Origin of the sequence: Rhizobium sp. R634 (assembly GCF_002211305.1) — a bacterium.
Lineage (GTDB): Bacteria > Pseudomonadota > Alphaproteobacteria > Rhizobiales > Rhizobiaceae > Rhizobium.
Window position 1 is genome coordinate 78,581 of sequence record NZ_LOKW01000003.1, and the last position, 18,508, is coordinate 97,088.

General features: G+C 63.1%; 16 protein-coding genes. 11 read left to right on the plus strand and 5 right to left on the minus strand.

All coding sequences use genetic code 11. The features are described from left to right. Window positions 1–10 precede the first annotated feature (10 nt). From ATY77_RS06070 to ATY77_RS06115, 10 genes are all read left to right on the plus strand, one after another. The gene (locus ATY77_RS06070) at window positions 11–1,027 is read left to right on the plus strand and encodes an acyltransferase (protein WP_088686558.1); all 1,017 of its coding nucleotides are present in this window, start codon (window positions 11–13) and stop codon (window positions 1,025–1,027) included. A gap of 218 nt (window positions 1,028–1,245) precedes the next feature. Further along, complete coding sequence (gene purU / locus ATY77_RS06075; RefSeq protein ID WP_088676492.1) at window positions 1,246–2,130, plus strand: formyltetrahydrofolate deformylase; 885 nt, start codon at window positions 1,246–1,248, stop codon at window positions 2,128–2,130. Window positions 2,131–2,249: 119 nt separating this feature from the next. Beyond that, complete coding sequence (locus ATY77_RS06080) at window positions 2,250–5,177, plus strand: aminotransferase (protein WP_088686559.1); 2,928 nt, start codon at window positions 2,250–2,252, stop codon at window positions 5,175–5,177. A 519-nt stretch (window positions 5,178–5,696) separates the two neighbouring features. Beyond that, entirely contained in the window at window positions 5,697–5,891 is a 195-nt protein-coding gene (locus ATY77_RS06085) for a hypothetical protein (protein WP_003544544.1), read from the plus strand. Window positions 5,892–6,017: 126 nt separating this feature from the next. Further along, on the plus strand, window positions 6,018–7,013 hold the full coding sequence (locus ATY77_RS06090; protein WP_088686560.1) for a P1 family peptidase: 996 nt from the start codon (window positions 6,018–6,020) through the stop codon (window positions 7,011–7,013). A 51-nt stretch (window positions 7,014–7,064) separates the two neighbouring features. Then, window positions 7,065–7,985 (plus strand): LysR family transcriptional regulator, encoded by a 921-nt coding sequence (locus ATY77_RS06095; protein ID WP_088686561.1) that lies wholly within the window; start codon window positions 7,065–7,067, stop codon window positions 7,983–7,985. Between the two features lie 142 nt (window positions 7,986–8,127). Continuing rightward, on the plus strand, window positions 8,128–9,657 hold the full coding sequence (locus ATY77_RS06100) for an ABC transporter substrate-binding protein (RefSeq protein ID WP_190237590.1): 1,530 nt from the start codon (window positions 8,128–8,130) through the stop codon (window positions 9,655–9,657). 281 nt (window positions 9,658–9,938) lie between these two features. Beyond that, window positions 9,939–10,877 (plus strand): IS110 family transposase, encoded by a 939-nt coding sequence (locus tag ATY77_RS06105; protein ID WP_088686562.1) that lies wholly within the window; start codon window positions 9,939–9,941, stop codon window positions 10,875–10,877. Window positions 10,878–11,114: 237 nt separating this feature from the next. Beyond that, the gene (locus ATY77_RS06110; RefSeq protein WP_088686563.1) at window positions 11,115–12,062 is read left to right on the plus strand and encodes an ABC transporter permease; all 948 of its coding nucleotides are present in this window, start codon (window positions 11,115–11,117) and stop codon (window positions 12,060–12,062) included. A 3-nt stretch (window positions 12,063–12,065) separates the two neighbouring features. Continuing rightward, window positions 12,066–12,929 (plus strand): ABC transporter permease, encoded by an 864-nt coding sequence (locus ATY77_RS06115; protein WP_088686564.1) that lies wholly within the window; start codon window positions 12,066–12,068, stop codon window positions 12,927–12,929. Here the strand turns inward: ATY77_RS06115 and ATY77_RS06120 are convergent, their stop codons facing one another. From ATY77_RS06120 to ATY77_RS06130, 3 genes are all read right to left on the minus strand, one after another. Continuing rightward, window positions 12,930–13,787: an NlpC/P60 family protein gene (locus ATY77_RS06120; RefSeq protein ID WP_088686565.1), complete on the minus strand. Its 858-nt coding sequence runs from the start codon at window positions 13,785–13,787 to the stop codon at window positions 12,930–12,932. It lies immediately after the preceding gene. Window positions 13,788–13,797: 10 nt separating this feature from the next. After that, window positions 13,798–14,148, minus strand: coding sequence for a MarR family winged helix-turn-helix transcriptional regulator (locus ATY77_RS06125; protein WP_088676486.1), 351 nt, complete (start codon window positions 14,146–14,148; stop codon window positions 13,798–13,800). 217 nt (window positions 14,149–14,365) lie between these two features. Next, a complete protein-coding gene (locus ATY77_RS06130; RefSeq protein WP_088686566.1) occupies window positions 14,366–15,757 on the minus strand; it encodes a M17 family metallopeptidase in 1,392 nt (463 codons plus the stop codon). 143 nt (window positions 15,758–15,900) lie between these two features. Here ATY77_RS06130 and ATY77_RS06135 point away from each other — a divergent pair, with 143 nt between their 5' ends. Then, a complete protein-coding gene (locus ATY77_RS06135) occupies window positions 15,901–16,737 on the plus strand; it encodes a tetratricopeptide repeat protein (protein ID WP_088686567.1) in 837 nt (278 codons plus the stop codon). 7 nt (window positions 16,738–16,744) lie between these two features. On the opposite strand, the gene ATY77_RS06140 is transcribed toward ATY77_RS06135, so the two are convergent. Both ATY77_RS06140 and ATY77_RS06145 read right to left on the minus strand, forming a co-directional pair. Next, entirely contained in the window at window positions 16,745–17,377 is a 633-nt protein-coding gene (locus tag ATY77_RS06140) for a LysE family translocator (protein WP_088686568.1), read from the minus strand. 132 nt (window positions 17,378–17,509) lie between these two features. Next, complete coding sequence (locus tag ATY77_RS06145) at window positions 17,510–18,496, minus strand: type II secretion system F family protein (protein ID WP_088686569.1); 987 nt, start codon at window positions 18,494–18,496, stop codon at window positions 17,510–17,512. Between the last annotated feature and the right edge of the window lie 12 nt (window positions 18,497–18,508).

Consider the following 18,508-nt stretch of genomic DNA (forward strand, 5'->3'; position numbering starts at 1 on the left):
AAGACGCTCGATGCTTGTCCAGCTTCAGTATCTGCGCGCCATTGCAGCGCTGATGGTCGTCTATTTCCATGCGATATTGCAGCTTGCCAAAGTCAATCCCGCCGTCGATGCCACGGCCTTTCTCTATGGTGAAACCGGCGTCGACATCTTCTTCGTCCTCAGCGGTTTCGTGATGTGGCTGACGACGAGCGGGCGCGCCATGAGCCCCGTCGATTTCGCCCGCCGCCGCATCAGACGGATCGTGCCCCTCTATTGGCTGGCGACATTGTTTTCGGCTGTTGTGGCGCTGGTGGCGCCGTCACTCCTGAAGTCGACGGTGTTCGATCTTCCGCATCTCGTCGCCTCGCTGTTCTTCCTGCCCTGGGCCAATGCCGCCGATCCCGGCACGATCACACCGGTCGTCGTGCCGGGCTGGACGCTGAATTACGAGATGTTCTTCTATTTCGTGTTTGCGCTCTTGCTGCCGCTTTCGGAAGCACGCCGGATTCCGGCGATGTTTGCCATCTTTGCCGTGATTCTGATTGCCTGCCGGCTGCTGCCGGAAACGACGGCCACGCGGTTCTACGGCGAGCCGATCATGCTGGAATTTCTCGCCGGTGTCGTGCTCGGCCGGCTTTACGGGCAGAAGATCCTCCTGCCGAACCGCTGGGCGTGGGCCGCACTCGCCACCGGCTTTGCGTTCCTCTTCGTCAACGAAGCGCTGATGCCGCCGGAGAGCCGGTTCTACGCCTGGGGGATCCCGGCGATCTTCATCATCTACGGCGCGGTTTCCATCGACTTTTCCCGGCTGCCGATTCTGGGATGGCTGAATTATCTCGGCGACTGCTCCTACAGCATCTATATCACCCACGCCTTCACGCTGGCTTTCCTGAGGGTCGTCGCCGACCGCCTGCCGATCGGCATCCTGCAGCAGCCGGTGCTCTTCGTGATCTTCTCGCTCGTGCTTTCATCGATCGGCGGCGCCATCATCCACGAAATCACCACGCCCCGCCGGAAAGTGGCCGTGGCGGGCCGTCCACCCGCCTGACTTTCGCATCGAAGGCGAGAATACGCATGCAGGCGGCGCTGGCGGCACAGTTTTTCGCGCAAGTTCTTCTAAGCTGCAGGCCTGGCAATGAGAGAACTTGCAGAAACGTGATGGTTTCTCTTGCAATTTGTCGCATGAATGAAAGTGCGCCGACCTATTCGCGGCCGGGGCTTTGATCTAAGCACGGCGGCGGCCTTCAAGAGGGAAGAGGGAGAGACATGACAAACTATGTATTGACGGTATCCTGCAAATCGACGCGCGGCATCGTGGCAGCGATTTCGAGCTATCTGGCCGAGAAGGGCTGCAACATCATCGACAGCTCGCAATTCGACGATCTCGACACCGGCAAGTTTTTCATGCGCGTCAGCTTCATTTCGGAAGAGGGCCTGTCCGGCTCTGCGATCAGCGCCGATTTTGCCGCAGTCGCCGCGCCCTTCGAGATGGACTACGAATTCCACGACAGCGAGACGCGCATGAAGGTGCTCCTGATGGTGTCGCGCTTCGGCCATTGTCTCAACGACCTGCTCTATCGCTGGAAGATCGGCGCGCTGCCGATTGACATCGTCGGCGTCGTCTCAAACCATTTCGACTACCAGAAGGTCGTGGTCAATCACGACATTCCCTTCCACCACATCAAGGTGACCAAGGAGAACAAGCCGCAGGCCGAAGCCCAGCTCGTCGATCTCGTCAACCAGACGGGCACCGAGCTCATCGTGCTCGCCCGCTACATGCAGGTTCTCTCCGATCAGCTCTGCAAGCAGATGTCGGGCAAGATCATCAACATCCACCACTCCTTCCTGCCGTCCTTCAAGGGCGCCAACCCCTACAAGCAGGCCTATCAGCGCGGCGTCAAGCTGATCGGCGCCACCGCCCATTACGTCACCGCCGATCTCGACGAAGGCCCGATCATCGAGCAGGATACGGCGCGCATCACCCATGCGCAGTCGCCCGACGATTATGTCTCGATCGGCCGCGATGTCGAAAGCCAGGTGCTGGCCCGGGCCATCCACGCCCATATCCACCACCGCACCTTCATCAACGGCAACCGCACCGTCGTCTTCCCGGCCAGCCCCGGAAGCTATGCCTCCGAACGCATGGGTTGAGTGAAGGCAGGGACCTGCATCTCTTTTGTTCGTGGACGGCGATCTGCCGTTGCCTCCCAGCAGTAAGTATTTGATTATCTCGCCAACAGATCATCGAATCATGCTGCGGGAGGGGTGCCATGACCGACGAGGTGCTTGTTGATCGCATGGCGCTGCCGCGTCCCGACGTTAGCGTCGCGGACGCGGAAGAGATCCTCCTTACCCATTACGGCCTCTCCGGCGTGGCTGCCGAGCTCGGCAGCCAGCAGGATCGGAACTACCGCGTCGATACCGCGAGCGGCCGCTACGTCCTGAAAATCTGCCACGCCGCCTACGAGGCCCGCGAACTCGAAGCGCAGAATGCCGCGATCCATCACCTCAGGAGCAAGGAAAACGCGCCGCGCGTTCCCGATGTGATCCCTGCCAGTGACGGGCAGGAGATCGTTGCCATCACGCTGCGCGAGCGGGATTATCAGGTCCGGCTGCTGGAATATCTGGAAGGCCAGGGCCTGACGGGACTGACATATGTGGCCCCGGCTTCCGTTGCGGCATTGGGCGCGCTCTGCGCGCGGCTGGCGCAGGCGCTTGCCGATTTCAGCCATCCCGGCCTCGATCGCAGCCTGCAATGGGATCTCCGGCGTGCCGGGCCGGTCGCCGTGCAGCTGCTTTCAGCCATCACCGACAGCGCCGCGCGCGACCGGATCGCCAAGACCATGGTGATGGCCGTTCGCCGCATCCAGCCCTTGGCGCCGTCGCTTCGGCTGCAGGCCGTGCATCACGACGTCACCGGCGACAATGTCGTCGGCCATCGCAACGCCCGCGGCCACACGATTCCCGACGGGGTGATCGATTTCGGCGACATCATCCGCGGCTGGCTGGTCGGCGATCTCGCCGTCACCTGCGCTTCGCTGCTGCATCAGGCGGACGGCGACCCTTTTCATATCCTGCCCGCCGTCACCGCCTATCAGGCGATCTATCCGCTGAGCGAGGACGAACTGAAGGCGCTGTGGCCGCTGGTCGTCGCCCGCGCGGTCATTCTGGTCGCAAGCAGCGAGCAGCAGATTTCGCTCGATCCCGACAATGATTATGTCCGCGGCAACCTCGACCATGAGCGGGCGATCTTCGATACGGCAATGTCGGTTCCCTTCGAACTGATGGAAGCGGCGATCCTCAAGGCGGCGGGCGCCGAGACCGCCGCTCCGCAAGCGTCGGAATGGCAGCCTCTGCTGCCCGATATCGATCCCGACGGCATCGCCTATGTCGACCTCGGGGTGCAGAGCCCGCATTTTTCGGCCGGCAACTGGCTGAACGCCGATATGGACTGGCGGCTGCTCGCCCGCGCCGCGACCGAGAACGGCGCAGCCGCAACCCGCTACGGCGAATACCGGCTGTCCCGCGCCGGTTTGAGAAGCACGAAGGCGGAGGCGACCTGCGCCCTGCATGTCGATATATGCCTTGCCGCCGGAAGCGCGGTTGCCGCCCCCTTTGCCGGCCGTATCGGCTGGAAGGAGCAGCACCTGACCTTGACCAGCGAAAATATGACGCTGCATCTCGACGGGCTCGACGCTGCGGTCGAGGATGGGGCGGAGGTCGCCGCCGGCGATGCGCTCGGCGCGGTTTTCGGGGAATCTCCATCGCTCGGCGGGCTGCGTGTCCAGCTCAGCAGCATCGCGGGGCTCGAACCACCGCTCTTTGCCACACCGCGTGAAGCTGCGGCCTGGTCGGGGCTCTGCCCTTCGCCTTCGCTGCTTCTCGGCAGGGACGCCGATGCGCCGCAGCCGGAAACCGATAAGCTGCTGGCCAGGCGCCAGGCGCACCTCGCGGGCGCGCAGAAAAACTATTACGCAACACCGCCGCAGATCGAGCGCGGCTGGAAAGAATATCTGTTCGATGTCGAGGGCCGCGCCTATCTCGACATGGTCAACAACGTCACCATCCTCGGCCATGGCCACCCCAGGCTCTCGGCGGCGATCAATTCCCAGTGGCTGCGGCTGAACACCAATTCACGCTTTCACTATGCCGCGATCACGGAATTTTCCGAACGTCTCGCCGCCCTTGCGCCGGACGGACTCGACACGGTCTTCCTCGTCAACAGCGGCTCGGAGGCGAACGATCTGGCGATCCGGCTGGCGCAGGCCCATAGCGGCGCCCGGGACATGCTCTGCCTGCTCGAAGCCTATCACGGCTGGTCGGCGGCGAGCGATGCCGTCTCCACCTCGATCGCAGACAATCCGCAAGCTCTGACCACCCGGCCCGACTGGGTGCATGCCGTCGTTTCGCCGAACACCTATCGCGGCGCGTTCCGTGGTCCCGATACGGCGGCGAGCTATCTGCATGCGATAACGCCGGTGCTGGAGGCGATCGACGCCGGCGGCGAGGGCCTGGCGGGTTTCATCTGCGAATCGGTCTATGGCAATGCCGGTGGCATCCCGCTGCCGGACGGTTACCTCAGGGATGTCTATGCGCAGGTGCGCGGCCGCGGCGGGCTTTGCATCGCCGACGAAGTGCAAGTCGGTTGCGCCAGGCTCGGCCATTATTTCTGGGGCTTCGAGCAGCAGGGGGTGGTGCCCGACATCATCACCATCGCCAAGGGCATCGGCAACGGCCATCCGCTCGGCGCCGTCATCACCACGCGCGAGATTGCGGAGTCGCTGGAGAAAGAGGGCTCTTTCTTTTCCTCGACCGGCGGCAGCCCGGTCAGCTGCATTGCCGGCATGACGGTGCTCGACATCATGGCCGAGGAAAAGCTGCAGGAAAACGCCCGAACGGTCGGCGATCATCTGAAGGCGCGGCTTGCCGCGCTGATCGACCGCCATCCGATCGCCGGCGCCGTCCATGGCATGGGACTTTATCTCGGCCTTGAATTCGTGCGCGACAGAACGACGCTGGAGCCGGCGACGGAAGAAACCGCAGCGATCTGCGACCGGCTTCTCGAACTCGGCGTGATCATGCAGCCGACGGGCGATCACCAAAATGTGCTGAAGATCAAACCGCCGCTCTGCCTCAGCATCGAAAACGCGGATTTCTTCGCCGACATGCTGGAAAAGGTGCTCGAAGAAGGCTGGTGACACAGGGTTTTCAGCGTTAACCAAATCGGTCATTTCGCGGCACTTCGATTTTTAATGATGCGGCCCATTGCCTGAATCGGACGGGCTTCCTATGTCTGCTGCGATGATCGATCGATTGCGATTCTGTCACGCGAATTTTACGAAGAGCTGATATGTTTCTTTCCGTAAGTTCAGATAGTGCGGAATTAATTTTTTCGGATCGTCGATATTTTGACACGTTTCGGAATATGTTTCCGACAGGCTATCGGGTAATCTCTACTAAGTTAGTAGATATTGAAGACAGCCTTCACCGGTCCCGGGTCATGCCGGGGCCTAGCAAGCGCAACGCCAACACAAGGAACGAGACATGATAGACATCGATATTCTCGCCACTGTCCTTGGGCGATCCGTGCTTGGCAATGACCGTCCGGGCGCCCTCTCCCGCCCGAACTGTCGAATGTGACGTTCGTCCTCCTTTCAACGGTACCAGACAAGTCAATTCGCCATGGCTGCGCATTTCGCGCGGCAGGAGTTCTATCTATGAAGAAGCAAGTTATCGAATATGCAGGCGTCCCCGTCGGGATCGTCATTCCGGATGAAGACCGGCTGAAGTTCATCGCCGTGAAATTCCACGTGCACGACCTCGACGAACAGCGGTTCGGCTCGCCCGATGAGGTGCGGCTGGCGATTCACGACCTGATGACCCGCCGTCATCCGAAGCCGCTTCATGCCTGACGGCATGCGGCCGCCGCCGACTGTCGCGGCTTTTCCGATGTGACCGGTCCTGCCACAGGGGCCGGTCTTGTTTTTTGAGGGCAATTGCAGTCCTATCGGCCGGATCAGCGCCACTAGGATCAGCCCTTGCCCGATCTTCTCAATCTGCTCACGGACATCGAAGGTGTTTCCGTCGGCCATGCGACCGACCTTGCGCTCGGTTCCGGCGTCACGGTTATCGTCTTCGACGAACCGGCCGTCGCATCCGGCACGGTGCTCGGGGGCGCGCCCGGCGGGCGCGACACGAGCCTGCTCGACCCATCCATGACCGTCAGCGCCGTCGATGCCTTCGTGCTTTCGGGCGGCTCCGCCTTCGGGCTGGATGCCGCAGGCGGCGTGCAATCCGGCTTGCGCGAAGCCGGCCGCGGTTTTGCAGTCGGGCCGGTCAGGATCCCGATCGTGCCGCAGGCGATCCTGATGGACCTGCTGAACGGCAGCAATAAGGATTGGGGCCTTCACGCCCCCTATCGCGACATGGGCTATGCGGCATTGAAGGCGGCCGCCAAGGGCGCATTCGCGCTCGGCACCGCCGGCGCCGGCACCGGGGCCACGACGGCAACCTTCAAGGGCGGGCTCGGCTCGGCAAGCGCCGTCAGCAGCGCCGGGCATCGTGTGGCAGCGATCGTCGCCGTCAATGCGCTCGGTTCGGCAACGATCGGCGACGGACCGCATTTCTGGGCGGCGCCCTTCGAAAAGAACGGCGAATTCGGCGGCCTCGGCATGCCTGCAGCAGTCGACCATCGGATGCGGCTCAAAGGGATGAGTGCGCCCGCGACGACGATCGGCGCGGTGGTGACCGACGCACAGCTGACCAAGGCCGAAGCGCATCGGCTTTCGCTCGCCGGCCATGACGGCCTTGCCCGGGCGCTGCTGCCAGCGCACCTGCCGCTTGACGGCGACACGGTCTTTGCCGCGTCGACGGCCAGGCACCGGAGAGACGATATGGCAAGTCTGATGGAGCTTTGTCATCTTGCCGCTGTCGTCATGGCGCGGGCGGTCGCCCGCGGCGTCTATGAGGCAGTCGCCCTTGCCGCCGAAGGCGCGCAAAAGGCATGGCGCGACCGCTACCCGAACGCCGGTTGATTGGATAGGGTCGCACCTGGAACAAAAAGGCCGAATGGCGGAGAGACGTGAATGCAGATCCGGGCGCTGATGTATTTCGACGAGTTGGTCAGGACCAATTCGATGCGCCAGGCCGCCGAGAACCTCAACGTCGCGCCGACGGCGATCAGCCGGCAGATCGAAAATCTGGAATCTCATTTCGGCGCGCCGCTCGTCGAGCGCAGCTCGCGCGGCGTCAAGCTGACGGCCGCCGGTGAGCTGCTTGCCGCACGGGCCGGGCGGACGCTGCGCGAACTCGATCACGTCCAGCAGCTGATCGAAGATCTGAAGGGGCTGCAACACGGCCATGTCAGCATCTATGCCAATGGCGCCACCGTCACCAATCTGCTGGCGCCGGCGCTTGCCGAATTCAGCCTGCAATATCCAAAGCTGCGCTTCAAGGTGACGATCACCAGCGCACGGCAGGCGGTCGACGCCGTCAGCAGCGCCGAGGCGGATATCGCCGTGACGCTGTTTGCGCCCGTCATGTCGGGCACCAAGATCCGGCTGCGTTCCGAGATCGCCTATGATCTGATCGTCACGCCACAGCATCCGGCCGCCGCGCAAGTCGATATCAGCCTGAGAAAGCTTGCAGACTACCCGTTGGCGCTGCCCGAGCATTCCTTCGGCTTCCGCCAGGCCTTCGATGCGCTGGTCGAAAAGGAGGGGCTGGACCTCGATCCCGTCTTCGTCACGAGCTCGATCGAGATGCTAAAGGAGCTCGTGCTCAGCGGCGCCGCCGTCACGTTGCTGCCGGCGCTTGCCGTTCGCCGCGAAATCGAAGCCGGCCAGCTGCGTGCCATCCCGCTTGCCGGCAAGACCGGCATCCGCACCCATGTCGATCTCTGCGTCGCGCCGGACCGGCAACTGTCTTTCGCGGTGGCAACACTGGTCGATTTCATCGAAGATTTCATGCGCGACCGTACGGGCCGCCGGTTGCAGACCAAAGCCTAGCGCCTGCCCTTGCATTTTCGGCGGATTTGCGGTGTAGCTTTTTTAGCTACACGGAGCGCAGAAAATTATCATAATGTGTGCACGTCGTAGCCGCAGCCTATTGATGAAGGCCTTCGCCCGTGCGCGGCCAGACAGGAATATGATGATCAAGCTTTCCTTCGTGCCTTCGGCGCGCTTCGCCCGGCAGCTTTCCCTCAGTGCCGTGCTTTCGGCGGGACTCGTGATGGCGGCGATGGCGCCGGCCGAAGCGGCGAAGACCACTCTCAATCTCGGCATGAGCGTCGAGCCGACCGGACTCGATCCGACGATCGCGGCACCGGTCGCGATCGGCCAGGTGACCTGGCAGAACGTGTTCGAGGGCCTCGTGAGGATCGACCAGGCCGGCAAGGTTCAGCCGCAGCTGGCGAAAAGCTGGGAGATTTCACCGGACGGGCTGACCTATACGTTCAAGCTGCAGAGCGGCGTCAGATTCCATGACGGCGAAGCCTTCGATGCCGCCGTCGCCAAATTTTCGCTCGACCGCGCTCGCGGACCGGATTCGGTCAATCCGCAGAAACGCTTCTTCGCCTCGATCGCCTCCATCGACACGCGCGACGCCGAAACGCTGGTGCTGCACCTCTCGGCGCCGACCGGCAGCCTGATTTACTGGCTCGGCTGGCCGGCCTCGGTGATGGTCGGGCCGAAGACGGCGGCTGAGGATAAGGTGACGCCGATCGGCACCGGCCCGTTCAAATTCGCGGGCTGGGCGAAGGGCGACAAGGTCGAACTCGAAAGAAATGCCGATTACTGGAACAAGGACGCGGCCGCCAAGCTCGACAAGGTGACCTTCCGCTTCATCGCCGATCCGCAGGCGCAGGCCGCAGCCCTGAAAGCCGGCGATCTCGATGCGTTTCCGGAATTTGCGGCACCCGAGCTGATGAGTTCCTTCGACAGCGATGCCAGGCTCGTCACCAGAATCGGCAATACCGAACTCAAGGTCGTTGCCGGCATGAACAACGCCAAGAAGCCTTTCGACGACAAGCGCGTTCGCCAGGCGCTGATGATGGCGATCGACCGCAAGACGGTGATCGACGGCGCCTGGTCCGGCCTCGGCACGCCGATCGGCAGCCACTACACGCCGAACGATCCGGGCTATCAGGATATGACCGGCGTGCTTCCCTACAACGTCGAGAAGGCCAAGGCGCTGCTTGCCGAGGCCGGCTATCCCAACGGCTTCACCTTCACCATCAAGACGCCGCAGATGGCTTATGCGCCACGCAGTGCCGAGGTGATGCAGGCGATGCTGGCCGAGATCGGCGTGACGATGAATATCGAGCCAACGGAATTTCCGGCGAAATGGGTCCAGGACATCATGAAGGACCGCAACTTCGACATGACCATCGTGGCCCATGCCGAGCCGCTCGACATCGATATCTACGCGCGCGATCCCTATTACTTCAACTACAAGAACCCTGATTTCAACGCGCTGATGAAGAAAGTCCAGGAGACCACGGATCCGGCTGCGCAGAATGCGATCTACGGGCAAGCGCAGAAGATCCTCGCCGAGGACGTGCCGGCGCTCTACCTTTTCGTCATGCCGAAGCTCGGCGTCTGGGACAGGAAGCTGAAGGGGCTGTGGGAGAACGAACCGATTCCGTCCAATGTGCTGTCTGGGGTTTCTTGGGAAGAGTAGGCATCGTTGAATGCGTGAGGCGCAGAGATGAGCGAAGGAAAGCCGCGCGGCGAACCGTTCAATGCCGGTCACTGCCCTCTCCATCCCTTGTATCTGCACGTTAGAGATTTTGTGCGATGGAAGCGATTGCGCCTCTGGCCGGGTGGCCACCCGGCCAGAGGCGTGACGAAGTCGCCCGCCCTCCCTCCGGTTACAACCGTGAATGAGCCTGGGATCTTCGTCATCGTCACGTACGACCGAATAGTCGCTTGGCTCCAATCGCACGCACAAGGCAGGTTACCGTGAACAGAGTTATATGTGGAGTGGATGTTTCGAAGGACTGGCTGGATGCGCATATCCGCCCGTCCGGGACGTTTGAACGTTTCCGCAATGACGCCACCGGCATCGGCGCGCTGGCCGATCTTTGCCGGGCCGGGAATGTCGAGCTCGTCGTCATGGAGGCTTCCGGCGGCTATGAGCGGACGGCCTTCCTGTTGTTGTGGGAGATGGGGATCGCCTGCGCGCTTGCCAATCCGCGCCATGTTCGCCGCTTTGCCGAGGCCATGGGCTTTCTGGAAAAGACCGACCGCATCGATGCGGCGATGATTGCCCACTACGCCGAAGCCAGGCGGCTGTCGGCCCTTCCGCCGCCGAAAGCCGCGCAGTTGCGGCTGTCGGCGCTGATGACGCGGCTGTCCCAGGTCACGCGTGACCTGACCGTTCAAAAGCAGCGCCGCAGCGCGGCCGCCGATAGGGCGATCGTGGAAAGCCTCGACGAGGTGATCGCGCTTTTGATGCGCCAGAGCCGTACCCTCGAAGGGGAGATCGCCTCGATGATCGACGACGATCCGCTCTGGGCCTGCCTCGGCCAGGCCTTCCGCTCGGTCAAGGGCGTGGCCGATCGCACGGTCGCCCGGCTGATGGCCGAGCTTCCCGAGATCGGCCGGATCTCCAACAAGGCGATCGCCAAGCTGGCCGGCCTGGCGCCGATTGCCAACGACAGCGGCAAGCGCAGCGGACACCGGCCGGTGCGCGGCGGACGCTCCGGACCGCGAGGCATCCTGTTCGTCGTTGCCGCCACTGCGGCCAGACACGATCCGCACCTGGCTGCTTTCAGGCAGAGGTTGCAAAGCGCCGGCAAACCGAAAATGGTCATCCGCATCGCACTCGCCCGAAAACTCCTGGTCATTCTCAATGCAAAAGCACGAGATGCGCGAAGAGAATTCGAATATGCAACTTGACAGCCCAGATAGTCGCTCATTCCTGTGCTCGTCACAGGAATCCAGTGCGCCCAAGTCCTTGGGCGCGAAAGACTCTTTCGACCGGATGAGAGTCACTCACGGCGCGGACGCGCCGTGGCTGGATTCCTGTGACAAGCACAGGAATGAGGATGGGTGGGGTGGCGGTCGCATCACTTCGAAAGCTTGGCGAGGGGGCTACCACGCGGTCCCAAAAGCCAGTCCGGCAGCGTGGCTCACATGATCGCACTGCTCGCCCGCCGTCTCGCCGGTCTTCTCCTCACCCTTTTCATCGTCTCGCTGCTGATCTTCACCGTCATGGATCTCCTGCCCGGCGATCCCGCCTCGATCATGCTCGGCACCTCGGCAAGCCCGGAGACGCTGGCGGCGCTGCGGCATGATCTCGGGCTCGATCAGCCGCTCATCCTCCGTTACGGACAATGGCTGGCCGGCGTATTTTCCGGCGATCTCGGGCAGTCTTATACTTACGGCGTCCCGGTCGCGGGGCTGATCGTCGAGCGGCTGGCGGTGACGCTGCCGCTGGCGCTGATGGCGATCGTGCTTTCGGTGGCGATCGCCTTGCCGCTCGGCGCGCTGGCCGCCGCCCGGCGCGGCGGCTTCCTCGCCGTCCTCGCAACAGTCTTTTCGCAAATCAGCATCGCCGTGCCCGGCTTCTGGGTCGGTTTGCTACTCATCATCCTGTTTTCCACGACGCTCGGGCTGATGCCGGCAGGCGGCTTTCCAGGCTGGAGCGCCGGCCTTCTGCCGGCATTGCAGGCGCTTGTTATGCCGGCCGTCGCACTGGCAATGCCGCAGGCCGGCGTGTTGACGCGCGTCGCGCGCTCCGCGGTGCTGGAGACGATGCATGAGGATTTTGCCCGCACCGCAGTGGCCAAGGGGCTTTCCCGCAACGTGGTGCTGTGGCGGCATGTCGTGCCGAATGCGCTGATCCCGATCCTCACGGTGATCGGGCTGCAATTCACCTTCCTCGTCGCCGGCGCCGTGCTGGTGGAAAACGTCTTCAACCTGCCCGGCCTCGGACGGTTGGCGCTTCAGGCGCTTGCCCAACGCGATATCATCGTGATGCAGGATGTCGTGCTGCTCTTCGCGGCTCTGGTCATCGTGATGAATTTCATCGTCGATCTCTCCTATCTGGCGATCGATCCCCGGATGAGAAAGGCGGCCTGAGGCATGGCGCCGATCTTCTCCTCCGCTCCCCCCTCTCGCCGCCGGGTCCTGAAATTTAGCCGGCGAATGAACCTGATTTCGGGAGCCATCATCATCGGCATGCTGATCGCCGTCGCGTTGCTGTCGCTTATCTGGACGCCACTGCCGCCAGCGAAAATGCAGATCGCGCACAAGCTCCAGCCGCCGCTTGCCTTCGGCCTGCTCGGCACGGATCAGTTGGGCCGCGACGTGCTGTCGATGCTGATGGCGGGGTGCTGGAACTCGCTCTCCATCGCCATCACCGCGGTTGCCATCGGCGGCACGCTCGGCTCGATCGCGGGAATTTCGGCAGCCGCGATCCGAGGCCCATTCGAAGCACTGCTGATGCGGATCTGCGACGTCATCTTCGCATTGCCGCCGATCCTCTCCGCCATGATGCTCGGCGCCTTTCTCGGTCCGGGGCGGTTCACCGCGACCACCGCGATCGCGGTTTTCATGATTCCGGTCTTTGCCCGGGTGACGCTTGCGGCCTCGCTGCAGGCCTGGAGCCGCGATTATGTCACGGCGGCGCGCGCCATCGGCAATACGCGGCTTTCCATTTCGCTGCGGCACGTGCTGCCAAACATCTTGAGCGCGATCATCGTGCATGGGGCGATCCAGCTGGGGCTCGCGATCCTGACCGAAGCGGGTCTGAGTTTTCTCGGGCTCGGCATGGCGCCGCCGGCACCGAGCTGGGGCCGCATGCTTGCCGATGCGCAGACCTATCTGGGAGCGGCCCCTTGGCTCGCCATCCTGCCCGGCCTTGCCATCGCGCTTGCCGTCTTCGGCTTCAACATGCTCGGCGACGGGCTGCGCGATCTCCTCGATCCGCGTGAGGCCAACCGCTGATCAGGCGATCGGGCGGCGATAGCCGGTCGGCTGCTCGTAGAGCGAGCCGATGCGCCTGACGGCGGCCTCGAAATTCTCGCGCGCCACCGTCATGCTGTAGCCGTTGGCGTGGATGATCGTTTCCCGATCCTCGAACACGGCGACATGGCCCTTCCAGAACACAAGATCGCCGCGGCGGATTTCGGAGCGATCGATCGGCTCGCCGAGGCCTGCCGCCTGCATGTCGGTATCGCGCGGCGCAGGTCTGCCCGTCATCAGCATCGCAAGCTGGACGAGGCCGGAGCAATCGATGCCGAGGCCGGACCGTCCGCCCCAGAGATAGGGTGTTTCGAGAAAACGGGCGACGATATCGACATAGTCAGATCCGTCGAGCGCGCCGATCGGCTGGACATGCCGGGAAAAGAGCGCCGTTCCATTCTCCAGCACGACATAGTGATTGCCGCGCGCCTCCGCCTCGCCTGCCGCATGAATGCGGCTTCCCATCGAAAGAACGGCCTGATGAGGTTTACGCAGTTCCGGTTCCGGATAGACGAAACTGCGCTGCACGGTGACGATATGGGTCGGCGCCGGCTTGCCTTCTAAGAGCGCCTCTGCCGGGAGATAGCCGACGTAACCGTCGGAAGCCGCTTTCACCCAGCACCAGCCGCCGGCGCGATCGAAAACGGTCACCTCTTCGCCCAGCAGCAGTTCCGTATCGATGCCGCGCGAAAGATCCGGTGCAGGCCGCAAGGCCACGACGGGAACGGCGACCCGCGCCGGGACGCCTTCCACGAAGCGCGATGCCTCGACCTTGCCTTCGAGCCCCGCTTCCGCGAGATCCGGCCGATAGGCATGCAGGCGGCGGTCGAGTATCGTCATTGGTGTCCTTTCAGATCGGCAGCCTGCGACCCTGATCGCGGACGAGATCGCCGAGCTTTTCCAGATAAAGCGCGCCGCCGACGGTGCGCTTGATGATCACGTTGCGCCGGTCGGCATCGTCGCGCACGCGATCGACCAGGCCCATCTCGCCCATCGTATCGAGTGCGCGGGTAATGACCGGCTTGGTGACACCGAGCGTGGCGGCAAGCCCGCGTACCGTGTGCGGCGGCGGCACCAGATAAATATGCAGCAGGATCGCCATCTGGCGCAACGTCAAATCGCGGTCATCGTGGCGCACCTGATCGAGCGCCACGCCATGCCAGAGCCCCAGGGCCTGCGAGGCGGTCAGTTCGATCGGCACGGCCCCTCCGGAAAATCGTTACGCTAGCGTTCCATTTTCCAGCAGTTGTCATAAACATGCAAGGGGCGGCAGAAACTGCCGCCCCTCAGGGTGAATAAAATTTTAACGATCGGCCTGAAGCGCACCGCGATCTCTCAGATTCGCTCCTGGCGCTTCAGGTCCTTTTCTTTGAGCGTGTCATTGCCGCAAAACCGCTGCACACTTTTGCGCGACATGCTCATCTTGCCGTCTGGCGAATATGGTGGAAAAGCGCGCGTATTGCCTGCGCCTCGCCGCCGCCCGGTGAATGCGGCCGCTCGGACTGGGCCCAGCCGTAAATATCGAAATGCGCCCAGCTCTTCGTCTTGCTGACGAAACGCTTGAGGAAGAGCGCTGCCGTAATCGCCCCCGCCATGCCGCCGGCCGGGGCGTTTGTCAGGTCGGCGAATTTGGTGCGGATATCCTTTTCGTAGCCGGCATAAAGCGGCAGGCGCCAGATCGGATCGTCGGTTTCGAGGCTGGCCTCGATCAGGTCATGCGCCAGATTGGCGTCGTCGGTGAAGAAGGGCGGCAGATCCGGGCCGAGCGCGACGCGGGCAGCCCCCGTCAGCGTCGCCATGTCGATCAGCAGGTCGGGCTCCTCCTCGTCGGCATAGGCGAGCGCGTCGGCAAGGATCAGCCGGCCTTCCGCGTCGGTATTGTCGATCTGGACGGTCAGCCCCTTGCGGCTGCGATAGATGTCGCCGGGACGGAAGGCATTGGACGAGATCGCATTTTCGACGACCGGGACGATGACGCGCAGATCGACCTTCAGCTTGGCGTCCATGATCATCAGGGCAAGGCCCATGACATTGGCCGCGCCGCCCATGTCCTTCTTCATCAGCAGCATGGAGGCGGCTGGCTTGATGTCGAGACCGCCGGTATCGAAGCAGACGCCCTTGCCGACGAGCGTCACCTTGCGATGGCCCTTCTTGCCCCAGCGCAGCTCGAGGAGGCGCGGCGCATCGGCGCTGGCGCGGCCGACGGTGTGGACCAGCGGGAAATTCTGCTTGAGCAGCTCGTCCCCCGATATGACCGACATCTCCGCCTTGTAATGCTGGGCCAGCCCACGGAACGCGGCTTCGAGCTGTTCCGGCCCCATATCGTTGGTCGGGGTGTTGATGAGGTCACGGGCGAGAAAGACGCCGGCGAGCTGGCGCTTGATATCAGCTGCGTCGGCATCCCGGGGGATCATCAGCGTCGCCGCCGTGGATTTCTCGGATTTATAGCGGTCGAAACGATAGCTGCCGAGGCCGAAGCCGAGGGCCAGGCGATTTGCCGTCAGCGGCGCGGTCTCGATGTGCCAGTCGCCGGCCGGCAGCGCGCGCGCAAGCCTGCCGGTGATGTAAGGCAGTTCGGACGGATTGGTGCCGAGACCGTAAAGCGCGCCGCCAAGATGGCCTTCGGCCGTCGGGATCAGCAGCAGCGATCCGCTTTCGGCCTTGAACCCTGCCTTTTTCGCCCAGTCGAGCGCGATCGGATCGATCGTGCCGGTTTCGATATGGGCGGGGGTGACGGCAAAGATCGGCAGCGTCGAACCGCCCTTCGTGTTGAAGGGGGTCGGTCTCTCGATAAACTGATAGGGGGCCATGATTGTCCTTCGGCGGTCGTCAGGAATCACTCCTTAACGGTCTGTTAGGGTTAACAGACTATTGCTGGAGTGAAGATTGCGTCAAACCTTTCCCTGTTCCGCGTTCGAGGTCAGGCGCCGATTTTGGAATCCGGGAACGCGTCATGCCTGCCTCGCTCACCACCACATTCACCAATCGTATCCTGCAGTGTGCCGCGGCATCGCTGGTCGTCCTGGCGCTTGCCGGCTGCTCGACCACCAAGGACCGGATGACGACGGGTTCGGTGCCGAAGATCACAAAGCCGGTCGAAGAGATGGACGCGACCGAGCTGCGCTCGGCGACGGACCGGATCGGCCAGGCCTATGAGAAGAACCCGCGCGATCCGGTCAACGGCGTCAACTATGCCAATCTCTTACGTATGAACGGGCGCGATGCCCAGGCGCTCGCCGTCATGCAGCAGGTGGCGATCGCCAATCCCGGCGACCGCAACGTGCTGGCCGCCTACGGCAAGGCGCAGGCCGCCGCCGGCCAGTTCGAGCAGGCGCTCAACACGATCGGCCGCGCCCAGACGCCCGACCGCCCGGACTGGCGGCTGATCTCGGCCGAAGGCGCGATCCTCGACCAGATGGGCAAGGCAACGGACGCCAGGAAACGCTACCGCGACGCGCTCGACATCCAGCCGAACGAACCTTCGATTCTTTCCAATCTCGGCATGTCCTATGTGCTGACCGGCGACCTGCGCACGGCCGAAACCTATCTGCGGTCCGCCGCCAGCCAGCCGACAGCCGACAGCCGCGTCAGGCAGAACCTCGCCCTCGTCGTCGGCCTGCAGGGACGCTTCCCTGAGGCCGAGCAGATCGCGCGGCGCGAACTTTCGCCGCAGCAGGCCGATGCCAATGTCGCCTATCTCAGAAGCATGCTCTCGCAGCAAAACTCCTGGCAGAATCTCGCCGCCAAGGACAAAACTCCGGGCGCGGCGGATGGCGGCAATACCAACTAAACAATGTTTAGCGGACGCTGAGGCCTGAAAGAATGAGACGCAGGCCAAGGCCGCCCATCACGGCGCCGGCGGCCCGGTCGATCCAGCCCTTGGCCGCCAGATAGAGCCGCCGCGGGTGGCGGGCCGAAAAAGCGAGCGCCACGATCGAATACCACCCCGCCTCCACCGCAAAGACGCCGAGCGGCAGCGCGACGACCAGATCGAGCGGCACGTCCCTCGGCAGCAGTGCCGCAAAAAGGCTGGCATAGACGATGATGGTCTTCGGGTTGCTGAGCTGCGTCAGCAATGCGGTCGTGAAGCTGCGCAGAGGGGCGCGGCGGCCATTGACGGCGTCGGAAACCTCCAGCGGTTCGCCCGCACCCTTCCAGATATTGACCGCGATATAGACAAGATAGGCGCCGCCCGCGACCTTGAGCAGCACATAGAGCCATTCGAACTGCGACAGCAGCGCCGTCAGACCGGCGAGCGCCAGCGCGGCAAAAACGACGCCGCCGGCGCCCATGCCCAATGCGGCCGCAAGCCCATCCAGCCTTGAACGGGAGATGGCAATCCGGGAGACGACGACAAAGCTTGGGCCGGGGCTCATCGCGCCGACGACCAAGGCTGCCATGATGCTGATGAAAATACCTGCGGAAGACATCGAAACCTCTCTTTCGAGACCGGAGGAAGCCGGGCGCCGACATACATTCCCTGTTTATCAGCTATGCCGGCGCCGGTCACGCAGTCTGGGTCTTCGATATCGCGGTGCCCGCTTGCGGCGCCGGAACAACCGTCAGAACCTGTCGGCCACCTGAATGCCAGCCGGGCCGAGAATGACGGCGATCAGCACCGGCAGGAAGAACAGGATCATCGGCACCGTCAGTTTCGGCGGCAGCGCGGCCGCCTTCTTTTCCGCTTCGTTCATGCGTTCGTCGCGGCCTTCCTGAGCGAGAACGCGCAGAGCTTGCGCGATTGGGGTGCCGTAACGGTCCGCCTGGATCAGCGCCTGGGTCACCGACCGCACCAGCTCGAGCTGCGTGCGCGTGGCGAGATTTTCGAGCGCCACGCGGCGATCGGGCAGGAAAGAGAGCTCGGCCGTGGTCAGTACCATCTCCTCGGCGAGCGGCGGCGACTGCTCCCCGAGTTCTTCGGACACGCGGCGCATCGCCGCCTCGATCGAGATGCCGGATTCGACGCAGATCAGCATCAGGTCCAGCGCATCCGGCCAGGCGCGCTTGATCGAGTGCTGGCGCTTGGTCACGCTGTTCGAAACATAGATATTCGGCGCGTAGAAGCCGAGATATCCGATACCGATGACGGCCAGTAAGCGCATGGGCATGCCGCGATCGGCAAGCCCGCCGAGACCGAAGACCCAGAAGGCGGCAAGCGCCAGGAAAAGGAAAGGCAGCAGGAAACGCGCCGCAAGGAAGGTATTCAGAGCATTTTCCGAACGGAAGCCGGCGGACTTGAGCCTGTTGACCGTATTTTCGTCGACGAGTGCCTTGCGCAGGTTGAAGCGCTCGACGATCTGGCGGACCGGGCGGCTGTTCTGTGTCCTCAACGACGCCTTGCCGGCGCCGGGTTCCGCGTTCATGCGGGCACGTTCGCGGGCACGGATCTGTTCGCGCTCGGTCGACACGGCCTTCATGCGCTTGTTGAGATCGCCGCGCTCGAAGAATGGAATGGCGATCGTATAAAATGTGGCGAAAACGGCGATCGCGACGAAGACGGCAATCAGCATGCTCGGATTGGTCAACGTTGCGGCAAGGTCCTGCGACATGGTGCTTCCTTC

Excerpts from the sequence above, each read along its gene's own strand:
- ATY77_RS06070 (WP_088686558.1), top strand. The coding sequence starts at position 11 with ATGCTTGTCCAGCTTCAGTATCTGCGCGCCATTGCAGCGCTGATGGTC.
- purU (WP_088676492.1), top strand. The coding sequence starts at position 1,246 with ATGACAAACTATGTATTGACGGTATCCTGCAAATCGACGCGCGGCATC.
- ATY77_RS06080 (WP_088686559.1), top strand. The coding sequence starts at position 2,250 with ATGACCGACGAGGTGCTTGTTGATCGCATGGCGCTGCCGCGTCCCGAC.
- ATY77_RS06085 (WP_003544544.1), top strand. The coding sequence starts at position 5,697 with ATGAAGAAGCAAGTTATCGAATATGCAGGCGTCCCCGTCGGGATCGTC.
- ATY77_RS06095 (WP_088686561.1), top strand. The coding sequence starts at position 7,065 with ATGCAGATCCGGGCGCTGATGTATTTCGACGAGTTGGTCAGGACCAAT.
- ATY77_RS06100 (WP_190237590.1), top strand. The coding sequence starts at position 8,128 with ATGATCAAGCTTTCCTTCGTGCCTTCGGCGCGCTTCGCCCGGCAGCTT.
- ATY77_RS06110 (WP_088686563.1), top strand. The coding sequence starts at position 11,115 with ATGATCGCACTGCTCGCCCGCCGTCTCGCCGGTCTTCTCCTCACCCTT.
- ATY77_RS06115 (WP_088686564.1), top strand. The coding sequence starts at position 12,066 with ATGGCGCCGATCTTCTCCTCCGCTCCCCCCTCTCGCCGCCGGGTCCTG.
- ATY77_RS06120 (WP_088686565.1), bottom strand. The coding sequence starts at position 13,787 with ATGACGATACTCGACCGCCGCCTGCATGCCTATCGGCCGGATCTCGCG.
- ATY77_RS06130 (WP_088686566.1), bottom strand. The coding sequence starts at position 15,757 with ATGGCCCCCTATCAGTTTATCGAGAGACCGACCCCCTTCAACACGAAG.
- ATY77_RS06135 (WP_088686567.1), top strand. The coding sequence starts at position 15,901 with ATGCCTGCCTCGCTCACCACCACATTCACCAATCGTATCCTGCAGTGT.
- ATY77_RS06140 (WP_088686568.1), bottom strand. The coding sequence starts at position 17,377 with ATGTCTTCCGCAGGTATTTTCATCAGCATCATGGCAGCCTTGGTCGTC.
- ATY77_RS06145 (WP_088686569.1), bottom strand. The coding sequence starts at position 18,496 with ATGTCGCAGGACCTTGCCGCAACGTTGACCAATCCGAGCATGCTGATT.